General features: G+C 47.2%; 15 protein-coding genes and 1 pseudogene. 14 read left to right on the forward strand and 2 right to left on the reverse strand.

Annotated elements, in window-relative coordinates; genetic code table 11:
- Positions 1-11: 11 nt before the first annotated feature.
- Positions 12-1,406 (reverse strand): MBOAT family O-acyltransferase, encoded by a 1,395-nt coding sequence (locus RFF05_RS01205; RefSeq protein ID WP_409968635.1) that lies wholly within the window; start codon positions 1,404-1,406, stop codon positions 12-14.
- 82 nt (positions 1,407-1,488) lie between these two features.
- On the reverse strand, positions 1,489-1,977 hold the full coding sequence (locus RFF05_RS01210; RefSeq protein WP_409968636.1) for a DUF4358 domain-containing protein: 489 nt from the start codon (positions 1,975-1,977) through the stop codon (positions 1,489-1,491).
- Positions 1,978-2,102: 125 nt separating this feature from the next.
- Here RFF05_RS01210 and RFF05_RS01215 point away from each other — a divergent pair, with 125 nt between their 5' ends.
- From RFF05_RS01215 to spoIIIAC, 14 genes and pseudogenes are all read left to right on the forward strand, one after another.
- Positions 2,103-3,185: a threonine aldolase family protein gene (locus RFF05_RS01215; RefSeq protein ID WP_409968637.1), complete on the forward strand. Its 1,083-nt coding sequence runs from the start codon at positions 2,103-2,105 to the stop codon at positions 3,183-3,185.
- A 133-nt stretch (positions 3,186-3,318) separates the two neighbouring features.
- Complete coding sequence (locus tag RFF05_RS01220; RefSeq protein WP_409968638.1) at positions 3,319-4,185, forward strand: MurR/RpiR family transcriptional regulator; 867 nt, start codon at positions 3,319-3,321, stop codon at positions 4,183-4,185.
- On the forward strand, positions 4,175-5,413 hold the full coding sequence (locus tag RFF05_RS01225) for an NAD(P)/FAD-dependent oxidoreductase (protein WP_409968639.1): 1,239 nt from the start codon (positions 4,175-4,177) through the stop codon (positions 5,411-5,413). Before RFF05_RS01220 ends, RFF05_RS01225 begins: the two co-directional genes overlap by 11 nt.
- A 10-nt stretch (positions 5,414-5,423) precedes the next feature.
- Entirely contained in the window at positions 5,424-6,095 is a 672-nt protein-coding gene (gene cmk, locus RFF05_RS01230; protein WP_409968640.1) for a (d)CMP kinase, read from the forward strand.
- Positions 6,092-6,682: a lysophospholipid acyltransferase family protein gene (locus RFF05_RS01235; RefSeq protein WP_409968641.1), complete on the forward strand. Its 591-nt coding sequence runs from the start codon at positions 6,092-6,094 to the stop codon at positions 6,680-6,682. Before cmk ends, RFF05_RS01235 begins: the two co-directional genes overlap by 4 nt.
- On the forward strand, positions 6,679-8,649 hold the full coding sequence (locus RFF05_RS01240) for a bifunctional 4-hydroxy-3-methylbut-2-enyl diphosphate reductase/30S ribosomal protein S1 (RefSeq protein ID WP_409968642.1): 1,971 nt from the start codon (positions 6,679-6,681) through the stop codon (positions 8,647-8,649). Before RFF05_RS01235 ends, RFF05_RS01240 begins: the two co-directional genes overlap by 4 nt.
- A gap of 204 nt (positions 8,650-8,853) precedes the next feature.
- Complete coding sequence (locus tag RFF05_RS01245) at positions 8,854-10,197, forward strand: butyryl-CoA:acetate CoA-transferase (RefSeq protein ID WP_409968643.1); 1,344 nt, start codon at positions 8,854-8,856, stop codon at positions 10,195-10,197.
- 198 nt (positions 10,198-10,395) lie between these two features.
- Positions 10,396-10,884, forward strand: coding sequence for a CarD family transcriptional regulator (locus tag RFF05_RS01250; protein WP_409968644.1), 489 nt, complete (start codon positions 10,396-10,398; stop codon positions 10,882-10,884).
- Between the two features lie 140 nt (positions 10,885-11,024).
- Positions 11,025-11,641 (forward strand): annotated as a pseudogene (locus RFF05_RS01255) (2-C-methyl-D-erythritol 4-phosphate cytidylyltransferase).
- A gap of 22 nt (positions 11,642-11,663) precedes the next feature.
- Positions 11,664-12,152 carry a 2-C-methyl-D-erythritol 2,4-cyclodiphosphate synthase gene (ispF, locus tag RFF05_RS01260; protein WP_409968645.1) on the forward strand — a complete coding sequence of 163 codons (489 nt, stop codon included), beginning with the start codon at positions 11,664-11,666 and terminating at the stop codon, positions 12,150-12,152.
- 78 nt (positions 12,153-12,230) lie between these two features.
- Positions 12,231-14,093, forward strand: coding sequence for a DUF4914 family protein (locus RFF05_RS01265; RefSeq protein ID WP_409968646.1), 1,863 nt, complete (start codon positions 12,231-12,233; stop codon positions 14,091-14,093).
- A 119-nt stretch (positions 14,094-14,212) separates the two neighbouring features.
- Positions 14,213-15,106: a stage III sporulation protein AA gene (locus tag RFF05_RS01270; RefSeq protein WP_409968647.1), complete on the forward strand. Its 894-nt coding sequence runs from the start codon at positions 14,213-14,215 to the stop codon at positions 15,104-15,106.
- Entirely contained in the window at positions 15,103-15,600 is a 498-nt protein-coding gene (locus RFF05_RS01275) for a stage III sporulation protein AB (RefSeq protein WP_409968436.1), read from the forward strand. The genes RFF05_RS01270 and RFF05_RS01275 overlap by 4 nt, the downstream gene beginning before the upstream one ends.
- 15 nt (positions 15,601-15,615) lie before the next feature.
- Positions 15,616-15,810, forward strand: a complete 195-nt coding sequence (gene spoIIIAC / locus RFF05_RS01280; RefSeq protein WP_409970060.1) for a stage III sporulation protein AC — start codon at positions 15,616-15,618, stop codon at positions 15,808-15,810.
- Positions 15,811-15,812 lie beyond the last annotated feature (2 nt).

The raw sequence follows: 15,812 nt of genomic DNA on the forward strand, positions 1-15,812 counted from the left end.
AATCTCCTTTCTTAAAATCGGAAATACAAAAACGGATTGTAGCTGCTAGATACCAGAAATGCAGTGGATACCACCAGTCCTAACACCATTAAAACAGGCGTTGTAAAGGTATAAACCTTTGCAGGCAATCTGGCGTACATGGTCTTACCAACAGGGGTGGCGGCGACGATTAGTACCAATAAAGTCAGTCCATAGCTTTGTAAATCGTACCAGTTGGCTGGGCTTGCAAACGTACCACTGCCAAAGCAGGTGGCAAGATAGGTTGCCACTTGGGTCATGTCTTCGATGGCGAACAGTCCCCAGCCAATGAGTACCACAAAGAGGGTGTACACATGGCGCAGAGGCGTGGGTGCACGATTTAATAGGCTAGAAAGCCAGTATTTTTCAGCGGATAGCCACAGGGCAAAGTACAGACCCCACAGCAAAAAATTCCAACTGGCACCGTGCCAAAATCCAGTGCACAGCCACACAATGAACAGGTTGCGCAGAGATTTTCCCAAACCGCCACGGTTGCCACCTAAGGGGATGTACACGTATTCACGGAACCAAGAGGTGAGGGACATATGCCACCGCCGCCAGAAGTCGGACACGGAAATTGCGGTGTAGGGGTGGTTAAAGTTTTCGTCGAAGCGGAAGCCCATCATTTGTCCCAAGCCAATGGCCATGTCGCTATAACCAGAGAAGTCGAAGTAAATTTGGAAGGCAAAGGCCATCAACCCAAGCCAGCCGCCAATGACCGTCAAATCGCCAGCTTGAGAGGCCAGCAAAGTGCTGTCCCACAGGGCGCCAATGTTGTTGGCAAGGAGGACTTTTTTGCTCAAGCCCACCACAAAACGGCTGGCACCTTGGGCGAAATCTTGGGCGGTGTGGTCACGATGGTTTAGCTCGTTGGCCACGGTTTTATACTTGACAATGGGCCCTGCAATCAACTGGGGGAACATGGTGACAAAGGCACCAAAGTTCACCAAATTCCGTTGGGCAGGGGCGTCTTTGCGGTACACATCCACGGTGTAACTCATAGTTTGGAAGGTGAAGAAAGAAATACCGATGGGAAGTGGAATATTCAAAATAGGCAGACTTATCCCGAACAATCCATTGAGATTCAGGGCGAAAAAGTCGTAATATTTGAAAAAGCCCAACAATAGCAAATTGAACACAATAGACTGTGCCACAATCCGCCGCGCTTTTTTGTCGTCGTCACGATGCTTTTCTACCAATAAACCGTGGCTGTAGTCAATGGCGATGGAGAGGAGCATAATGGTGATGTAAATGGGTTCGCCCCAGCCGTAAAACAGCAGGCTTACAGCCAATAACACAAGGTTGCGCCATTTTAAGGGGCTGAGAAAATAAGCCACCAAAGTCAGTGGCAGGAAATAAAACAGGAATAGCAAACTGCTAAAAACCATGGTGTCCTCCTAAGTTGGATTTGATTTACATAGGTAAGGGCGACGCGATGGTCGCCCTTACGTTATATCACGTTTTCTAGAATTATGCAAACAGTGCATCCCATTTTGCTACGATTTCAGCTTGGTGTTCTTCTGAGGCGATGAGTGCCACATAGTTGCCTTGTTGCATCACGTGGGCGTTGCCCCACGCTTCCATGGAAGAGGGGTACCAAGCACCACCTAGGGCTTGGGTGGACATTCGTTCTTCCAAGATAGCGACCAAGGCGGTGGCGGCTTCTTCGTCGGTGCATTCAGCCAATACCAATTCACTGACCACGGCAGACATCATAGGTGCACGGGCGATGACTTCCACTGTGTCCACGTTTTCAATGCCGGGGTAGAAGGTGGCTTGGATATCGGGGTCGATGACCGCCATGGTCATGTCGTCCCAACCGTATTCTTCTGCTAGGCCATCGTAAAATTCTTGCAGTGTGACAGAAGGGGTGGCGGCAGTGTCGCTAGAAGCGCCGCAACCAGTCAAAGTGGTGAATGCCATCAAAACGGCGAGGGCTAATGTTACATATTTTTTCATTATAAAAATCTCCTTGTTGTTTGGTTTTCGTAGTGTTTAGACGGAGGCAAAACGAAAAAAGTTCCCTGATATATGAAAAGTTTTTGCGGATTTTGTTAAATTATGTACTTTGCTTGCTTTTTTCAATGAAAAAAGGTATGATGGACAAGACTTTGGATTTTGAACAAGGAGCGTACATCATTATAATGTATAGTTTTCGCAATGATTATAGCGAGGGTGCCGCACCAGCGGTGATGCAAGCCCTTTTTGATACGAATTTAAACCAAACGGTGGGGTATGGTGGCGATGATTACTGCCAGCAAGCCGCAGATAAACTGCGCCAAGTTTGCCATGCTCCAGATGCACAGGTGCATTTCACTGTTGGTGGCACCCAAACCAATGTGCTGATTATTCACAGTTTGCTTCGCTCGTTTGAAGCGGTGATTTCTGCGGCTTCTGGACATATTGCCAACCACGAAACAGGTGGTGTGGAAGCCAAAGGCCACAAAGTGTGCACCATTGAAACCCCAGACGGGAAGTTGACGCCAACCTTGGTGGAAGCGGTGTTGGCTGGTCACAGCTCTGAGCACATGGTGGCACCCAAAATGGTTTACATCTCAAACTCCACCGAGTTGGGTACCATTTATACCAAGGAAGAATTGCAAGGGTTGCGAGCTTGTTGTGATGCCCATGGGCTGTATTTGTTTGCAGATGGGGCACGGGTGGCATCGGCAATTGCCGCCAGTGATGTAACGTTGGTAGATATGGCAGAACTTTGTCATGTGTTTACCTTTGGCGGCACCAAAAATGGGTTGCTATTTGGGGAAGCAGTTGTGTTTGCCCCTGATGTAGATGCCACCCATTTCCGCTATTTTATGAAGCAACATGGCGCATTGCTGGCAAAAGGGCGTTTGCTAGGCGTGCAATTTTTGGCGCTTTTAGAGGACGATTTATGGCTGAAACTAGCCACTCACGCCAATGCACAGTCGGCACGTATGCGTGAAGGTTTAGATGCTTTGCATTGTGAATACTTTGTAGATAGTCCCACCAATCAAAGTTTTGTCATGCTGGAAAACAAGGTTATAGAGGCATTGAAAGACAGGGGCTATGAATTTGAAATAGAAGGCTTGGAAGGGGAGACGGTCACTTGCATCCGTATTGTCACCAGTTGGGCCACCCCACAAGAGGCTGTACAACAGTTCTTAGCCGACCTTGGCACATTACTTTAACCTTAGAATGTGAATTTTTTGCAAGTTTTAAAGTAAATCTTGCAAAAAGTCTGTTAAAACTGCAAAATCTGTGTTATACTATTAAAATATTGAAATTGGATTTAGCAGTATTGCAGAAATCGAGGAATATACCATGCCACACAACATCCTACATACCATTGAGCAAAATATGACCAGTTTTTCCAAAGGGCAAAAGAAAATTGCCCGTTATATTTTGGAGAATTACGACAAAGCCGCCTTTGTCACCGCCAGTAAATTGGGGCGATTGGTGGAGGTGAGTGAATCCACTGTGGTGCGCTTTGCATCTGAATTGGGCTACGATGGGTATCCCAGTATGCAGCGTGCATTGCAGGAGATGATTCGTTCAAAGCTGACCTCTACCCAACGGATTGAAGCCGCAGGGGACAAGCTTGTTGGGCAAGATATTGTCCAATCGGTGATTCAATCTGATGTGGAAAAACTGGAGATGGTGGCACAAGAAGCCAGCCGCGAAGAGTTTGACCAAGTGACCGATATGCTCATCGGTGCCAAGCACACGTATATTCTGGGGGCACGGTCTTCTGGATTTGTGGCAGGTTATTTGCATTTTTATATGCACCTGTTGTCGCAAAATGTGACACTGGTGGAAAATGGTGCGGCAGGGGTTTTGTTTGAACAGCTGTTTCGCATTGGCCCTGGGGATGTGTTGGTGGCCATCTGCTTCCCTCGGTATTCTAGCATCACCATGCAAACGGTGCAGTTTGCAAAAGACCGTGGTGCCACGGTGATTGCCATCACCGATAACAAGCATTCGCCTTTGTATCAAATGGCGGATGGCGCATTGCTTGCCCCCAGTGAGATGATTTCCTTTGTGGACTCTATGGTGGCGCCGCTTTCGTTGGTCAACGCATTGTTGGTGGCCATTGGGCATAAAATGGGCAACAATGCAACGAGAACCTTTGAGGTTTTAGAAGATATCTGGAATGAATATGGAGTATTTGGAAAAACAAATGAAGAGTAAAATTGTAGTCATTGGTGGCGGTGCCGCCGGTATGATGGCGGCCATTAGCGCCGCTAGAAACGGGGCAAATGTCACGTTGTTAGAGCCCAACCACCGTCTTGGTATGAAGTTAAACATCACTGGTAAAGGTCGCTGTAACGTGACCAATAATGCCACCCAAGAGGAATTGTTAAACCATATGGCCAAAAATGGTCGCTTTTTATACAGCGCCTTTTCTCGCTTTGATGGGAAGGATTGTATGTCGTTTTTTGAGGAATTGAAAGTTCCCTTGAAAACCGAGCGTGGTAATCGTGTGTTCCCTGTGTCTGACCGTTCTTTTGATGTGAGTAACGCGTTGGAATGGGAAATGGAGCGGCTGAAGGTTCGTGTGATGCACACCCGTGCCACTGCTTTGGAAGTGGAAGAGGAGTATATCACCAGCGTAGCCACAACAGGGGAGACCTTGTATTGTGATGCCGCCATCATTGCCACAGGTGGCTTGTCTTATCCCACCACTGGGTCCACTGGGGATGGTTACGAATTGGCAAAGTCTGTGGGACACACGGTCACCGATTTGGCTGGGTCACTGGTGCCACTGTTGAGCCCAGATTCTTGCTGCAAAGATATGCAAGGGCTGGCATTGCGGAATATTTCTATGGCTGTGGTGGATGAAAAGGGCAAAAAAGCCTTTCAAGATTTTGGGGAACTGTTGTTCACCCATTTTGGGGTCACGGGGCCATTGGTGCTCTCTGCCAGTGCCCATATGCACGATTTTTCTAAGAATTACCGCTTGGTGTTAGATTTGAAACCAGCGTTAAGTGAAGAAAAATTAGAAGCACGGCTTCTGCGTGACATGAAAGAGCGTGCCAACCAAAACGTAAAAGGTTTGGTTGGCGGCTTGGTGCCAAGTTCTATGGTGATGGTGATTATTCGTCGCTGTAACATCAGCCAATACACCAAGGTGCACTCCATTACCAAAGAACAACGCCAGAAGTTGATTTCTGTTTTGAAGGGCTTTGAGATTGCCATCACTGGTGCGCGTCCAGTGAAAGAGGCTGTGGTGACCACAGGGGGTGTTTCCATCCGTGAAGTGAATCCAAACACCATGGAATCAAAGCTTGTAAAGGGATTATACTTTGCAGGTGAAGTGCTAGATGTAGATGCGTATACTGGCGGATTTAACTTGCAAATCGCATGGGCAACTGGCAAAGCCGCTGGGGAAGCCGCTGCCCAAATTGGAGAAGAGTAAGGGAGTTAGTATGATGACCATCGCCATTGCTATCGACGGCCCATCTGGGGCAGGCAAGTCCACCTTGGCCAAAACGGTTGCCGCAAAATTGGGCTATCTGTATGTAGACACTGGTGCCATTTACCGTACCATCGGTTACTATATGTATGCAAATGCCATTGCCCCTAAGGACTCTGTGGCTGTGGAAGCGGCTCTGCCTAAGGTGCAGGCCGAATTGCGGTATTTGGAGGACGGTATCCAGCATATGTTTTTAAATGGGGAAGACGTGTCCACGCAAATTCGTCTGCCAGAAATGTCACGTTATGCCTCTTATGTGTCGGGGTATGGTTTTGTGCGAGATTTTTTGTTGGAAGTGCAACGAGATTTGGCACGGCGACACAATGTAATTATGGACGGTCGGGATATTGCCACAGTGGTGTTACCCGATGCGCAGGTGAAGATATTCCTCACCGCTAGCCCTGAAACCCGTGCCAACCGCCGCTGCAAAGAATTGGTGGAGCGTGGCACACCGCAGCCTTATGAGCAGGTGTTGCAAGAGATTATCGACCGTGATAAAATCGATATGGAACGTGACATCGCGCCCTTGCGCCAAGCGGAAGACGCTTGCTTGTTAGACACTTCCAACTTGAATTTTCAAGAAAGTACTGACGCCATTTTAAAATTGATTGGGGAGACGGTATGAACAAATACGTTACCTTTATACAAAAAGGATTAGGGCCTATTTTTCGATTGTTTTACCCCATGGAAATCATCGGGCGTGAAAACTTACCTGATAATGTGATGCTGTGCCCCAACCACTCCAGTGGCTTGGATGTGCCCATGATAGTCATTGGTTTTCCTGTGGGATATAAAGTGCAGGCTATGGGGAAAGAATCTCTGTTCAAAATTCCGTTTATTGGCTGGTATTTGAAAAAAGCTGGCGCCTTTCCTGTCAAACGGGGTGAAAACGATATTGCCGCGATTAAAAAATCTATTTCGGCGTTAAAAAATGGGTTTAGTATGGTGATTTTCCCTGAAGGTACGCGGGTGAACCAACCGGGAGAGATGGAAGCCAAAGGCGGTGGTGTAATGATTGCCATTCGCACGGGTGTGCCATTGGTGCCCGTGTACATTGAGCATAAGAAGCGGCTTTTTCGCAAGTCTCGTGTGATTTTTGGGGAACCATTTATGCCCGTTTACACAGGGCGCAACGGAACTGTAGAGGAAATTCAAGCCAATGCCGACGAAGCGTTGCGTCGTGCCTATGCTTTGGGAGGCATTAGCATATGAAGGTGATGTTGGCCAAAAGCGCAGGGTTTTGTTATGGTGTGAAGCGAGCGGTGGAGTTGGCACACGCCACAGCAGAAGGCAACAACCCTTGTTATATGCTAGGGGATTTGATTCACAACACCCACGTGGTGGAAGATTTGGCACGCTGTGGCATTGTGAAAACCCAATGCTCAGAGATGCTGAATGTTGGAGATACAGTGGTGATCCGTTCTCATGGGGAACACAAGAAAGTGCTCGATGGGCTTGCGGCCAAAGGGGTACACTGCGTCAATGCCACCTGTCCCAATGTGATGCAAATTCAACAGCGAATTGCCCAATCCCAGCAGGAGGGGAGACGGTGTATCATCATCGGTGATCCCGGTCACCCTGAAGTTGTTGGGGTGGCGAGCTTTTGTCAGGATGCTATGATTTTGCCGACATCAGAAAAAGTGGCGCAATGGCTAGAAAATGACAGCCAAAATTGTGAATTACCCCTGACTTTGGTGGCGCAAACCACCTGCATTCAAGAAATTTTCGAAAATTCACAAAAAATATTAAAAAAACAGTGTACAAATCTAAAAATTTTTGATACAATATGTAATGCTACGTATAAGCGTCAGACTGAGGCAGCGGAAATTGCTTCCCAAGTGGGCGTAATGGTGGTAGTGGGTGACCGAAAAAGTGCCAACACCAAGCACCTGAAAGAAATTTGCCAGACCCTATGTCCTGTGGTTGTTCAAATCGAACAAGCCTCAGAATTGGATGGCAATTTATTTGTAGGGTGTCAGGTGGCAGGGCTAACGGCCGGCGCCTCTACACCAGCGGGCATCATTAAGGAGGTATATGCAACAATGAGTGAAGAAAACATGATCCAAGAAGAATCCTTTGAAGAACTGCTGAACCAGTCTTTCAAAACCCTGACCACTGGCGAAAAGGTGACTGGTATTGTCACCGCCATCTCTTCCACTGAAGTTCAAGTGGATGTGGGTGCAAAGCAATCTGCTTACATTAAGGTCAGCGAACTGTCTGATGATCCTAACGTTCGTCCCGAAGATGTTGTGTCTGTTGGCGACGAAATCGAAACCTATATTGTCCGTGTCAATGATATTGACGGCTTTGCAGAACTGTCCAAAAAGCGTTTGGATGCTGTGAAGATTTGGGAAAACATTGAAGTGGCTGTCGAAGAAAAGACTGTCATGGAAGGTGTTGTCACCGAAGAAAACAAGGGCGGCATTGTGGTGTCCGTCAAGGGCGTGCGCGTGTTCGTACCTGCTTCTCAAAGCGGTCTGCCCCGTGGCGCAGAGCTGAGCACCATGCTCAAGCAAAAAGTGCAACTGCGCATTACTGAAGTCAACCGTGCTCGCCGCCGTGTGGTGGGTTCTATCCGCTCTGTCACCCAAGAAGCTCGCATGGCAGCACAAGCTGAACTGTGGGGCGCAATGGAAGAAGGCAAGCGTTACACTGGTGTGGTGAAGTCTATGACTTCCTACGGTGTGTTCGTTGACATTGGCGGCGTGGATGGTATGGTACATATCTCCGAGCTGAGCTGGAGCCGTATCAAGAATCCTGCAGAAGTATGCGCCATCGGCGATACTCTGGAAGTGTATGTCATTTCCTTCGACGCTGAAAAGCGTAAGATTTCTCTGGGTATGAAGGACAAGAGCGTTGATCCTTGGGCTTCCTTTGTGGCTCAATACAACGTGGGCGACGTGGCTGCTGTCAAGGTTGTGAAGATGATGACCTTCGGCGCATTTGCTGAAGTTGTGCCTGGCGTTGACGGCTTGATTCACATTTCCCAAATTGCTGACCGTCGTATCGACAAGCCCGAAGACGTGCTGTCTGAAGGCCAAGTGGTGGATGCACAAATCACCGCTATCGATGAAGACAACAAGAAGATTTCTCTGTCCATCCGTGCATTGCTGATGCCTGTGGAAGAAGTCTACGAAGAAGTCTACGAAGAAGCAGTTGCTGAAGAAGTGGCTGAATAATCGTCAAATTGAACAAAAAAGAGGCGGTAGCTCATGGCTATCGTCTCTTTTTTTGTCGAATAATTGTGATATTTTTCACGGCTTTTCTTGTGTTTAAAGAAATCCTATGCTATAATAGAATAGTATTAAACTGGTGGGGAAGTGCTTTTGTGTTTTCTCGCGGTTATAATGATATTGGAAAAAAGTACGGAGGATGTTAAACGTATGAATTATCAAGAAAAGTTTCAACAAAAACTAACAACACCTGATGAGGCTGTGAAGTGCATTGAGTCTGGCATGTGGCTGGATTACGGTTGGTGCGTGGGTACCACCATTGTGCTTGACCAAGCATTGGCTCGTCGTAGCCAAGAATTGCATGATATTAAAATTCGTGGCGGTTTATTGCTCCGTCCTCTGGCCATTGCCAGTGTTGAAAATGCTGCTGAAATTTTCAACTGGAACACTTGGCATGCTTCTGGTTTGGAACGCAAAATGATTGCAGGTGGCTTTGGCTACTATAACCCTATCCGTTACTCTGAACTGCCCAGCTATTATGAAAATATCACCCCTCCCGATGTGGCCATGTTCCAAGTGGGTCCCATGGATGAGCACGGTTATTTTAACTTTGGCCCCCAATGCTCGCACCTGCGTGCTGTGTGTAACGTGGCTAAGAAAATCATTGTGGAAGTGAATCCCAAGATGCCTCGTTGCTTAGGTGGCGTTGGTAACTGGGTGCATATTGATGAAATTGCTCACGTGGTTATGGGTGAAGACGTAGATATGCCCATCCTAGGTGGGGAAGTGAATCCCTCCGAAGTTGATTTGGCAGTTGCCAACTTGGTGATGCCTGAGCTGATGGATGGTGCCTGCCTGCAACTGGGCATCGGCGGTATGCCTGGCACCATTGGTAAGATGATTGCTGAATCTGATTTGAAGGATCTGGGTGTGCATACCGAAATGTACGTAGATGCTTTCGTGGATATGTCCATGGCTGGGAAAATCACTGGCAAATATAAGCCATTTGACCAATATCGCCAAGGGTATGCCTTTGCCGCTGGCACCAAAAAATTGTATGATTTCTTAGACAACAACTTGGAATGCGCCGCTTATCCTGTTAGTTATATGAACGATGTGGCACGTGTGTCTTCTATCGATAACTTCGTCTCCATCAACGGTGCAGTGGACATCGACTTGTTTGGTCAAGTGTCTTCTGAAACCTCTGGTGTGAAGCATATTTCTGGTGCTGGTGGTCAACAAGACTTTGTGCTGGGGGCCTATCTGTCTAAGGGCGGCAAAAGCTTTATTTGCTGCAGCTCCTCTTTCATGGATAAGAAATCTGGGACACTCCAATCCCGTATCCGTCCTACTATGATGGACGGCACTGTTATCACGGCTACCCGTAGCAATCTCCACTGGTTGGTCACTGAATATGGCAAACTAAATGTGAAGGGTCTGTCTACTTGGCAACGTGCAGAGGGCATTATCAATTTGGCACACCCCCAATTCCGTGATGAACTGATAGCAGATGCTGAAAAAATGAATATCTGGCGTCGCAGCAATAAGAAATAATCGAATATAATACCAAAAAAATTCATCAGATGACTATTTTTCTGGTGGTATTTTCGTGCATTATAACAAAGTTGCTGTAGACCAGAGGAAAATACTTGTAAATCACTGAAAACACGCTATAATAAAATTAGGGAAACATCTAAACCCCAGCGACAGGCAATACCATTTTTCACATTGGTGAGGAAGAAGGGCAGTCGTATGTATCAAGTGGGAGACATTGTGGTGCATCCAATGCACGGTTCAGGCAAAATCAAGGCCGTTGTGACCCAGCGAAATTGTGGTCGAGAACAGGATTACTATGTCTTTTCCATCCCAACTGGTGGTTTGGAGCTGTTTATTCCAGTGGAATCGGCTGAAGCCATTGGTGTGCGCAACTTGATTGGCGTTGAACAAGCGAATGTTTTAATGCACTCCTTTTCCATTGTCAGCAATGAACGGTGCACCAATTGGAGCAAGCGATACCGTGACAATTTGGAACGGTTGAAAAGCGGTGATTTGAATCAAGTGGTAGAGGTGTTGAAAACCTTGCTTTTGCGTGATTATCAGCAAGGGTTGTCCACTGGCGAGCGGAAAATGCTGTATATGGCAAAGCAAATTTTTATCACAGAAATTGCGGTGGTCATAGACGATGAGTACGAAGCTGTGGAAAAGGCCATTTGTCAATCTGTGCGTGCAGCCATAAAATGACCTGATGTTTTTTGCTAAGCAAGGGAGGGGAGTTTTTGATTTCTTTATTTCGTAGAGGCAAAGAAAAAAAGCAACCTCTTTGTACTGCCATAGTGGCGGCCGCTGGTAGTGGCAGTCGTATGGGTGCTGTGAATAAGCTAATGGAACCGCTCAATGGTGTTCCAGTTTTGGTGCATACCTTGCGTGCTCTTGAGCAGGCCAGTTGTGTGGATGCCATCGTCATTGCCAGTCGGGAAGAGGAGATTGTCTCCATTTCTCAACTGTGTAAAACGTATGGTATTTCCAAATGCACAAAAGTGGTGTGCGGCGGTGAAAGTCGAGTCCACAGTGTGTTTTTAGCAGCCTTAGAGGCCTCTAGTGATACGCAGTTTTTGGCGGTGCAAGATGGTGCTAGACCATTGGTGCGTCCAGCCTTAATTGATGCCACTATTCAAGCGGCTTATCGCACTGGTGCGGCAGCACCAGCCATCACCTTGAAAGATACAGTTAAGCAGGTGGCGCAAGATACTAGTGTGGTGCAAACCTTAGACCGCAGTCAATTGCGTGCGGTGCAAACCCCCAAGTGTTCCAAGCAGATTTGCTCAAAGGTGCCTTGAAAGATGCGCTGGATAAGCAAATTCCCATCACGGACGATTGTTCGGCAGTGGAACGGTTGGGCAAGAAGGTGTATCTCATTCAAGGTGCAGAATCCAATTTGAAAATTACCACACCCATGGATTTACTGGTGGCGCAAATGTTGCTGAGCCATGGGGACTAAGCAATCTTGTAAGGAGACAATCGTGACAAATTTACGCATTGGACACGGCTATGATGTCCACCGTTTGGTGGAAGGGCGACCTTTGATTTTAGGCGGTGTCACCATCCCTCATACCATGGGACTAGACGGACATTCTGATGCAGATGTGCTGGTGCACGCTGTGATGGATGCTTGCGCTGGAGCCATTGGGGCAGGGGATATCGGGGGCTTATTCCCAGATACCGATGCTAGTTATTTGAATATCAGTAGCCTGCTTTTGCTAGAGCGTGTGGCTGCGCTGTTAAAAGACAAAGGATATGGCGTGGTGAATATTGATGTTACATTGATTGCCCAACGCCCAAAAGTGTCCCCCTATCGCCATGAAATGGCAAATAATATTGCCCAATGTTTGGGCATCGCTGTGGAGCAGGTCAATGTAAAAGCTACCACAGAAGAGCGCCTTGGATTTACAGGGCAAGACTTGGGAATGGCTGCTCACGCAGTGGTTCTCATAGAGAAAATAATCGTATAAAGTATGCGTCTTTGGAGATCAAAGAAACATTTTTTTATAACAACCAAATTAGAGTTTTAATTTTATAGGAGGTTTATTATGTTTAAGCGTTTAAGCAAAATTGAAATGACCGACGAACTCAAGGGTGTATTGGATGCTAGTCCCGACCTAGTGATTCCTACTTCTAAGGAAGAATTGGTGCGTTTGACCTTTGGCTCTTACCATGTCAATGCCAACGAAGTCAGCTACACCGTGGGTGACAAGCGTGTGCAAGAAGCCACTGTTGTCCGTTGTAAAAACGGCATCGTGGTCAACTACATGGAAGATTATATGCGTCGTCGTGACCCCAACAGCATGTTGATTGGTGATGACAAGCCCACCGATAAGGTGCGTTTTGAAGAACGTTATCCCGACATGACCTTCCCCCAAGTGCGCAAGGAAACCATGGACTGGCTCTCTCGCCATGACTTGATTGTCTTGCCCTTCTTGGCTGGTGGTAAGGGCGGTTACGATGCACTGTTGGTTTGCCCTGTCAACGCTGCATTCTTTGCAACTGGCTTGGCCGATTTGCAATATTTCATCAACATCGATGAATTGGATCGTCAATTCAAACCCCGTGCTATCATTTATGTGGCACCTCCTTTCCGTCACACCCACTTCGAAGGCAAGCAAGTTGTGGTTCATAGCCGCCAAGATCATGCCCACGAAGTGTTCTCCTACAACCTCTATCCAGGCCCCTCTGCAAAGAAGGGTGTCTATGCAGTGTTGCTGGACATCGGCGAACAAGAAGGTTGGGTCACCGCTCACACTTCTGCTGTCCGCGTGGTTACTCCCTACCAAAATGAAACCGTCATCATGCACGAAGGTGCTTCTGGTGGTGGTAAGTCCGAAATTTTGGAACAAGCTCACACCGACTCTGAAGGTATGCTGGTGTTGGGTGAAAACCTGAACTCTGGCGAAATCGACCGTTTGGCTTTGAGCGAAACCTGCGAACTGCTGCCCATCTGTGATGACATGGCTACCTGCTACACCTATCTGCAAGATGATTCTGGCAAGCTGGTGTTGACTGATGGTGAAGACGGCTGGTTCCTGCGTGTTGATAACATCAAGAAATACGGCACTGACTACAACTACGAAGACATCACCATTCACACCAAGGAACCTCTGGTGTTCTTCAACGTGCAAGGTGCTCCTGGCTCTACTTGCCTGATTTGGGAACACACCATCGATTCCACTGGCAAGCCCTGCCCCAACCCCCGCGTGATTATTCCACGCCGCTTGATTCCCAACATCCAAAGTGAACCCGTGGCAGTTGATGTCCGTTCCTTCGGCGTGCGTATGCCACCTTCCACCAAGAAAAACCCCAACTATGGTATCATGGGTCTGATGCAAGTGGTTCCCCCTGCATTGGCTTGGCTGTGGCGTTTGGTTTCTCCCCGTGGTCATAACAACCCCTCCATCGTGGATACCGCAGGTATGTCCAGCGAAGGCGTTGGCTCTTACTGGCCATTTGCCACTGGTAAAATGGTGCGCCATGCAAACCTGTTGCTGGATCAAATTAAGAACGCATACAACACCAATTATGTCCTGATTCCCAACCAACACATCGGTGTTTACAAGGTTGGCTTTGCTCCCGAATGGGCAGCTCGTGAATTCTTGGCTCGTGTTGGCGCAGGCCCCATCAAGAAGAGCTTCTTGACTCCTGCTCGTTGCGCAATTTTGGGTTACAACCTGACCGATTTGCGTGTTGACGGCCAATATGTCCGTAAAACTTATCTGCAACCTGAAATGCAACCCGAATTGGGCAAGTCTGGCTATGATGCTGGCGCCAAGATTTTGACTGACTTCTTCAAAGAAGAAGTGAAGAAATACTTGACTGACGATTTGGATCCCCAAGGTCGCAAGATTATCGAATGCTGCCTGAATGACGGCACTCTGGAAGATTACGAAGCACTGCTGTAAGCTAAATATTGTTTCAAAAAAAGAACCACCCAATTTGGGTGGTTCTTTTTTATCAAAAATTTGTCATACTTGTCCAACTTTTCTCATATAGTACAGCAAGTACAAAGGAGGGATGGGGAATGGAGCGGTATAAATTGGCATGTCAAGTCTTGCCCATAGCATTGCGGAAAATTGCCCTTGGGCTAACGCCTAGAGAGATGGTGGTGGCGGAGGAATTGCGTTTGCGCGTCGGACAGCCTTTGGGGATATTATTACCCAATGAGGAACGGCGTGTTTTTTCAAAAATTCAGCAAGTGGATTTGGAAAATCTCTGTAACCAAGCCACAGATTTTTCCCGCTATGGAGCGGTAGAGACATTGCGGCAAGGATATGTCAGCGTGGAAGGCGGTTTTCGCATTGGTTTTTGCGGCACGGGGGTTATCAAGGCAGGAGAAATTTGCAACGTGAAGGATTTTTCTTCAGCGGTGATTCGTATTGCCAGAGAACGCAAGGGGATTGCAGATAATATTTGTCCACAACTGGTGGATAACGGTAGGGTGGTTAGCACCTTGATTGTCTCACCGCCAGCAGGGGGAAAAACTACGTTGTTGCGAGATATGGTACGTCAATTTTCTAATGGGATTTCTGAGATACAACCTCAACGAATCACTTTAGTGGATGCGCGTGGGGAGGTGGCAGCCGTTCATTTTGGGGTGCCACAATTAGATGTTGGTAGACATACAGATGTGCTAGATGGTTACCCGAAAGAGCAAGGCATGATGATAGGCGTACGAACCATGAATCCTCAAATTTTAGCGGTGGATGAAATTACCAATCCATTGGATTTAGAAGCAATGGTGCAGGGTGCTTATTGTGGAGTGTCATTGTTTGCCACTGTCCATGGGACAACCATGGCAGAATTGGCACACAAACCCTTATATCGAGGTGTGTTGGAGAGTGGTATTTTTCAGCGTGTGGTCACCATTTCTTGTGGTAATTCTGGACGGATTTACAAGGTGGAGGTGATGGCATGAGCAGTATTTTAGGTGGACTGTTGATTGGGTTAGGCTGTGGAGGCGTGTGGTGGATAGAGATTAAATCCCAGCGTAATAAAATGGATACAATGGGGAATATGGCCAGTGCTATGCTGGAAATTCGCAGTGAAATTCAAACCAATCAAACCCCATTGCCACGTATTTTTTTGCGTTTAAGCCAAACTTATACAGGGGTAACGGGGGTGTTTTTCTCACAAGTATATCAGGGGATACAAGCTGAAAAAACCTTAACAGAAAGCTGGGAACAGGCGGTAAATGTGTGTTTTTTAGAGGGTGAAATCCAAGATGTTTTGCATCAGTTGGGCTACACCTTCTCTGGAGATAGTGAAAAGATATGTAAAGTGTTATTACTTGTCAATGACTATTTTAAAGGTATTCTTACAGATATTCGTAGTAAAATGCCAGAAAAAAGACGCAGTTTTGGAGCTATGTGTTTTTCTGGCGGTGCATTGCTGTTGATTTTACTGGTGTAAGGGGTGAAGGCGGAAATGGATGTAGATTTGATTTTTAAAATTGCTGCCATCGGCATCTTGGTGGCAGTGCTTAATCAGTTGTTGGTGCGCTCTGGTCGGGAGGAGCAGGCTATGATGACCACCTTGGCTGGGCTTGTGACGGTGCTGATGATTTTGGTGCAGGAAATCCATAATTTGTTTGAACTCATCCGCACGCTCTTTGGATTTTAGAT

Source organism: Bengtsoniella intestinalis (assembly GCF_039719005.1).
Taxonomy (GTDB): Bacteria; Bacillota; Clostridia; order Oscillospirales; family Oscillospiraceae; genus Oscillibacter; species Oscillibacter intestinalis.

Coding starts and splice junctions, on each gene's coding strand:
- RFF05_RS01225 (WP_409968639.1), top strand. CDS start 4,175: ATGAAGAGTAAAATTGTAGTCATTGGTGGCGGTGCCGCCGGTATGATG.
- RFF05_RS01205 (WP_409968635.1), bottom strand. CDS start 1,406: ATGGTTTTTAGCAGTTTGCTATTCCTGTTTTATTTCCTGCCACTGACT.
- spoIIIAC (WP_409970060.1), top strand. CDS start 15,616: ATGGATGTAGATTTGATTTTTAAAATTGCTGCCATCGGCATCTTGGTG.
- RFF05_RS01245 (WP_409968643.1), top strand. CDS start 8,854: ATGAATTATCAAGAAAAGTTTCAACAAAAACTAACAACACCTGATGAG.
- RFF05_RS01275 (WP_409968436.1), top strand. CDS start 15,103: ATGAGCAGTATTTTAGGTGGACTGTTGATTGGGTTAGGCTGTGGAGGC.
- cmk (WP_409968640.1), top strand. CDS start 5,424: ATGATGACCATCGCCATTGCTATCGACGGCCCATCTGGGGCAGGCAAG.
- RFF05_RS01235 (WP_409968641.1), top strand. CDS start 6,092: ATGAACAAATACGTTACCTTTATACAAAAAGGATTAGGGCCTATTTTT.
- RFF05_RS01265 (WP_409968646.1), top strand. CDS start 12,231: ATGTTTAAGCGTTTAAGCAAAATTGAAATGACCGACGAACTCAAGGGT.
- RFF05_RS01250 (WP_409968644.1), top strand. CDS start 10,396: ATGTATCAAGTGGGAGACATTGTGGTGCATCCAATGCACGGTTCAGGC.
- RFF05_RS01270 (WP_409968647.1), top strand. CDS start 14,213: ATGGAGCGGTATAAATTGGCATGTCAAGTCTTGCCCATAGCATTGCGG.
- RFF05_RS01215 (WP_409968637.1), top strand. CDS start 2,103: ATGAAAAAAGGTATGATGGACAAGACTTTGGATTTTGAACAAGGAGCG.
- RFF05_RS01220 (WP_409968638.1), top strand. CDS start 3,319: ATGCCACACAACATCCTACATACCATTGAGCAAAATATGACCAGTTTT.
- RFF05_RS01210 (WP_409968636.1), bottom strand. CDS start 1,977: ATGAAAAAATATGTAACATTAGCCCTCGCCGTTTTGATGGCATTCACC.
- RFF05_RS01240 (WP_409968642.1), top strand. CDS start 6,679: ATGAAGGTGATGTTGGCCAAAAGCGCAGGGTTTTGTTATGGTGTGAAG.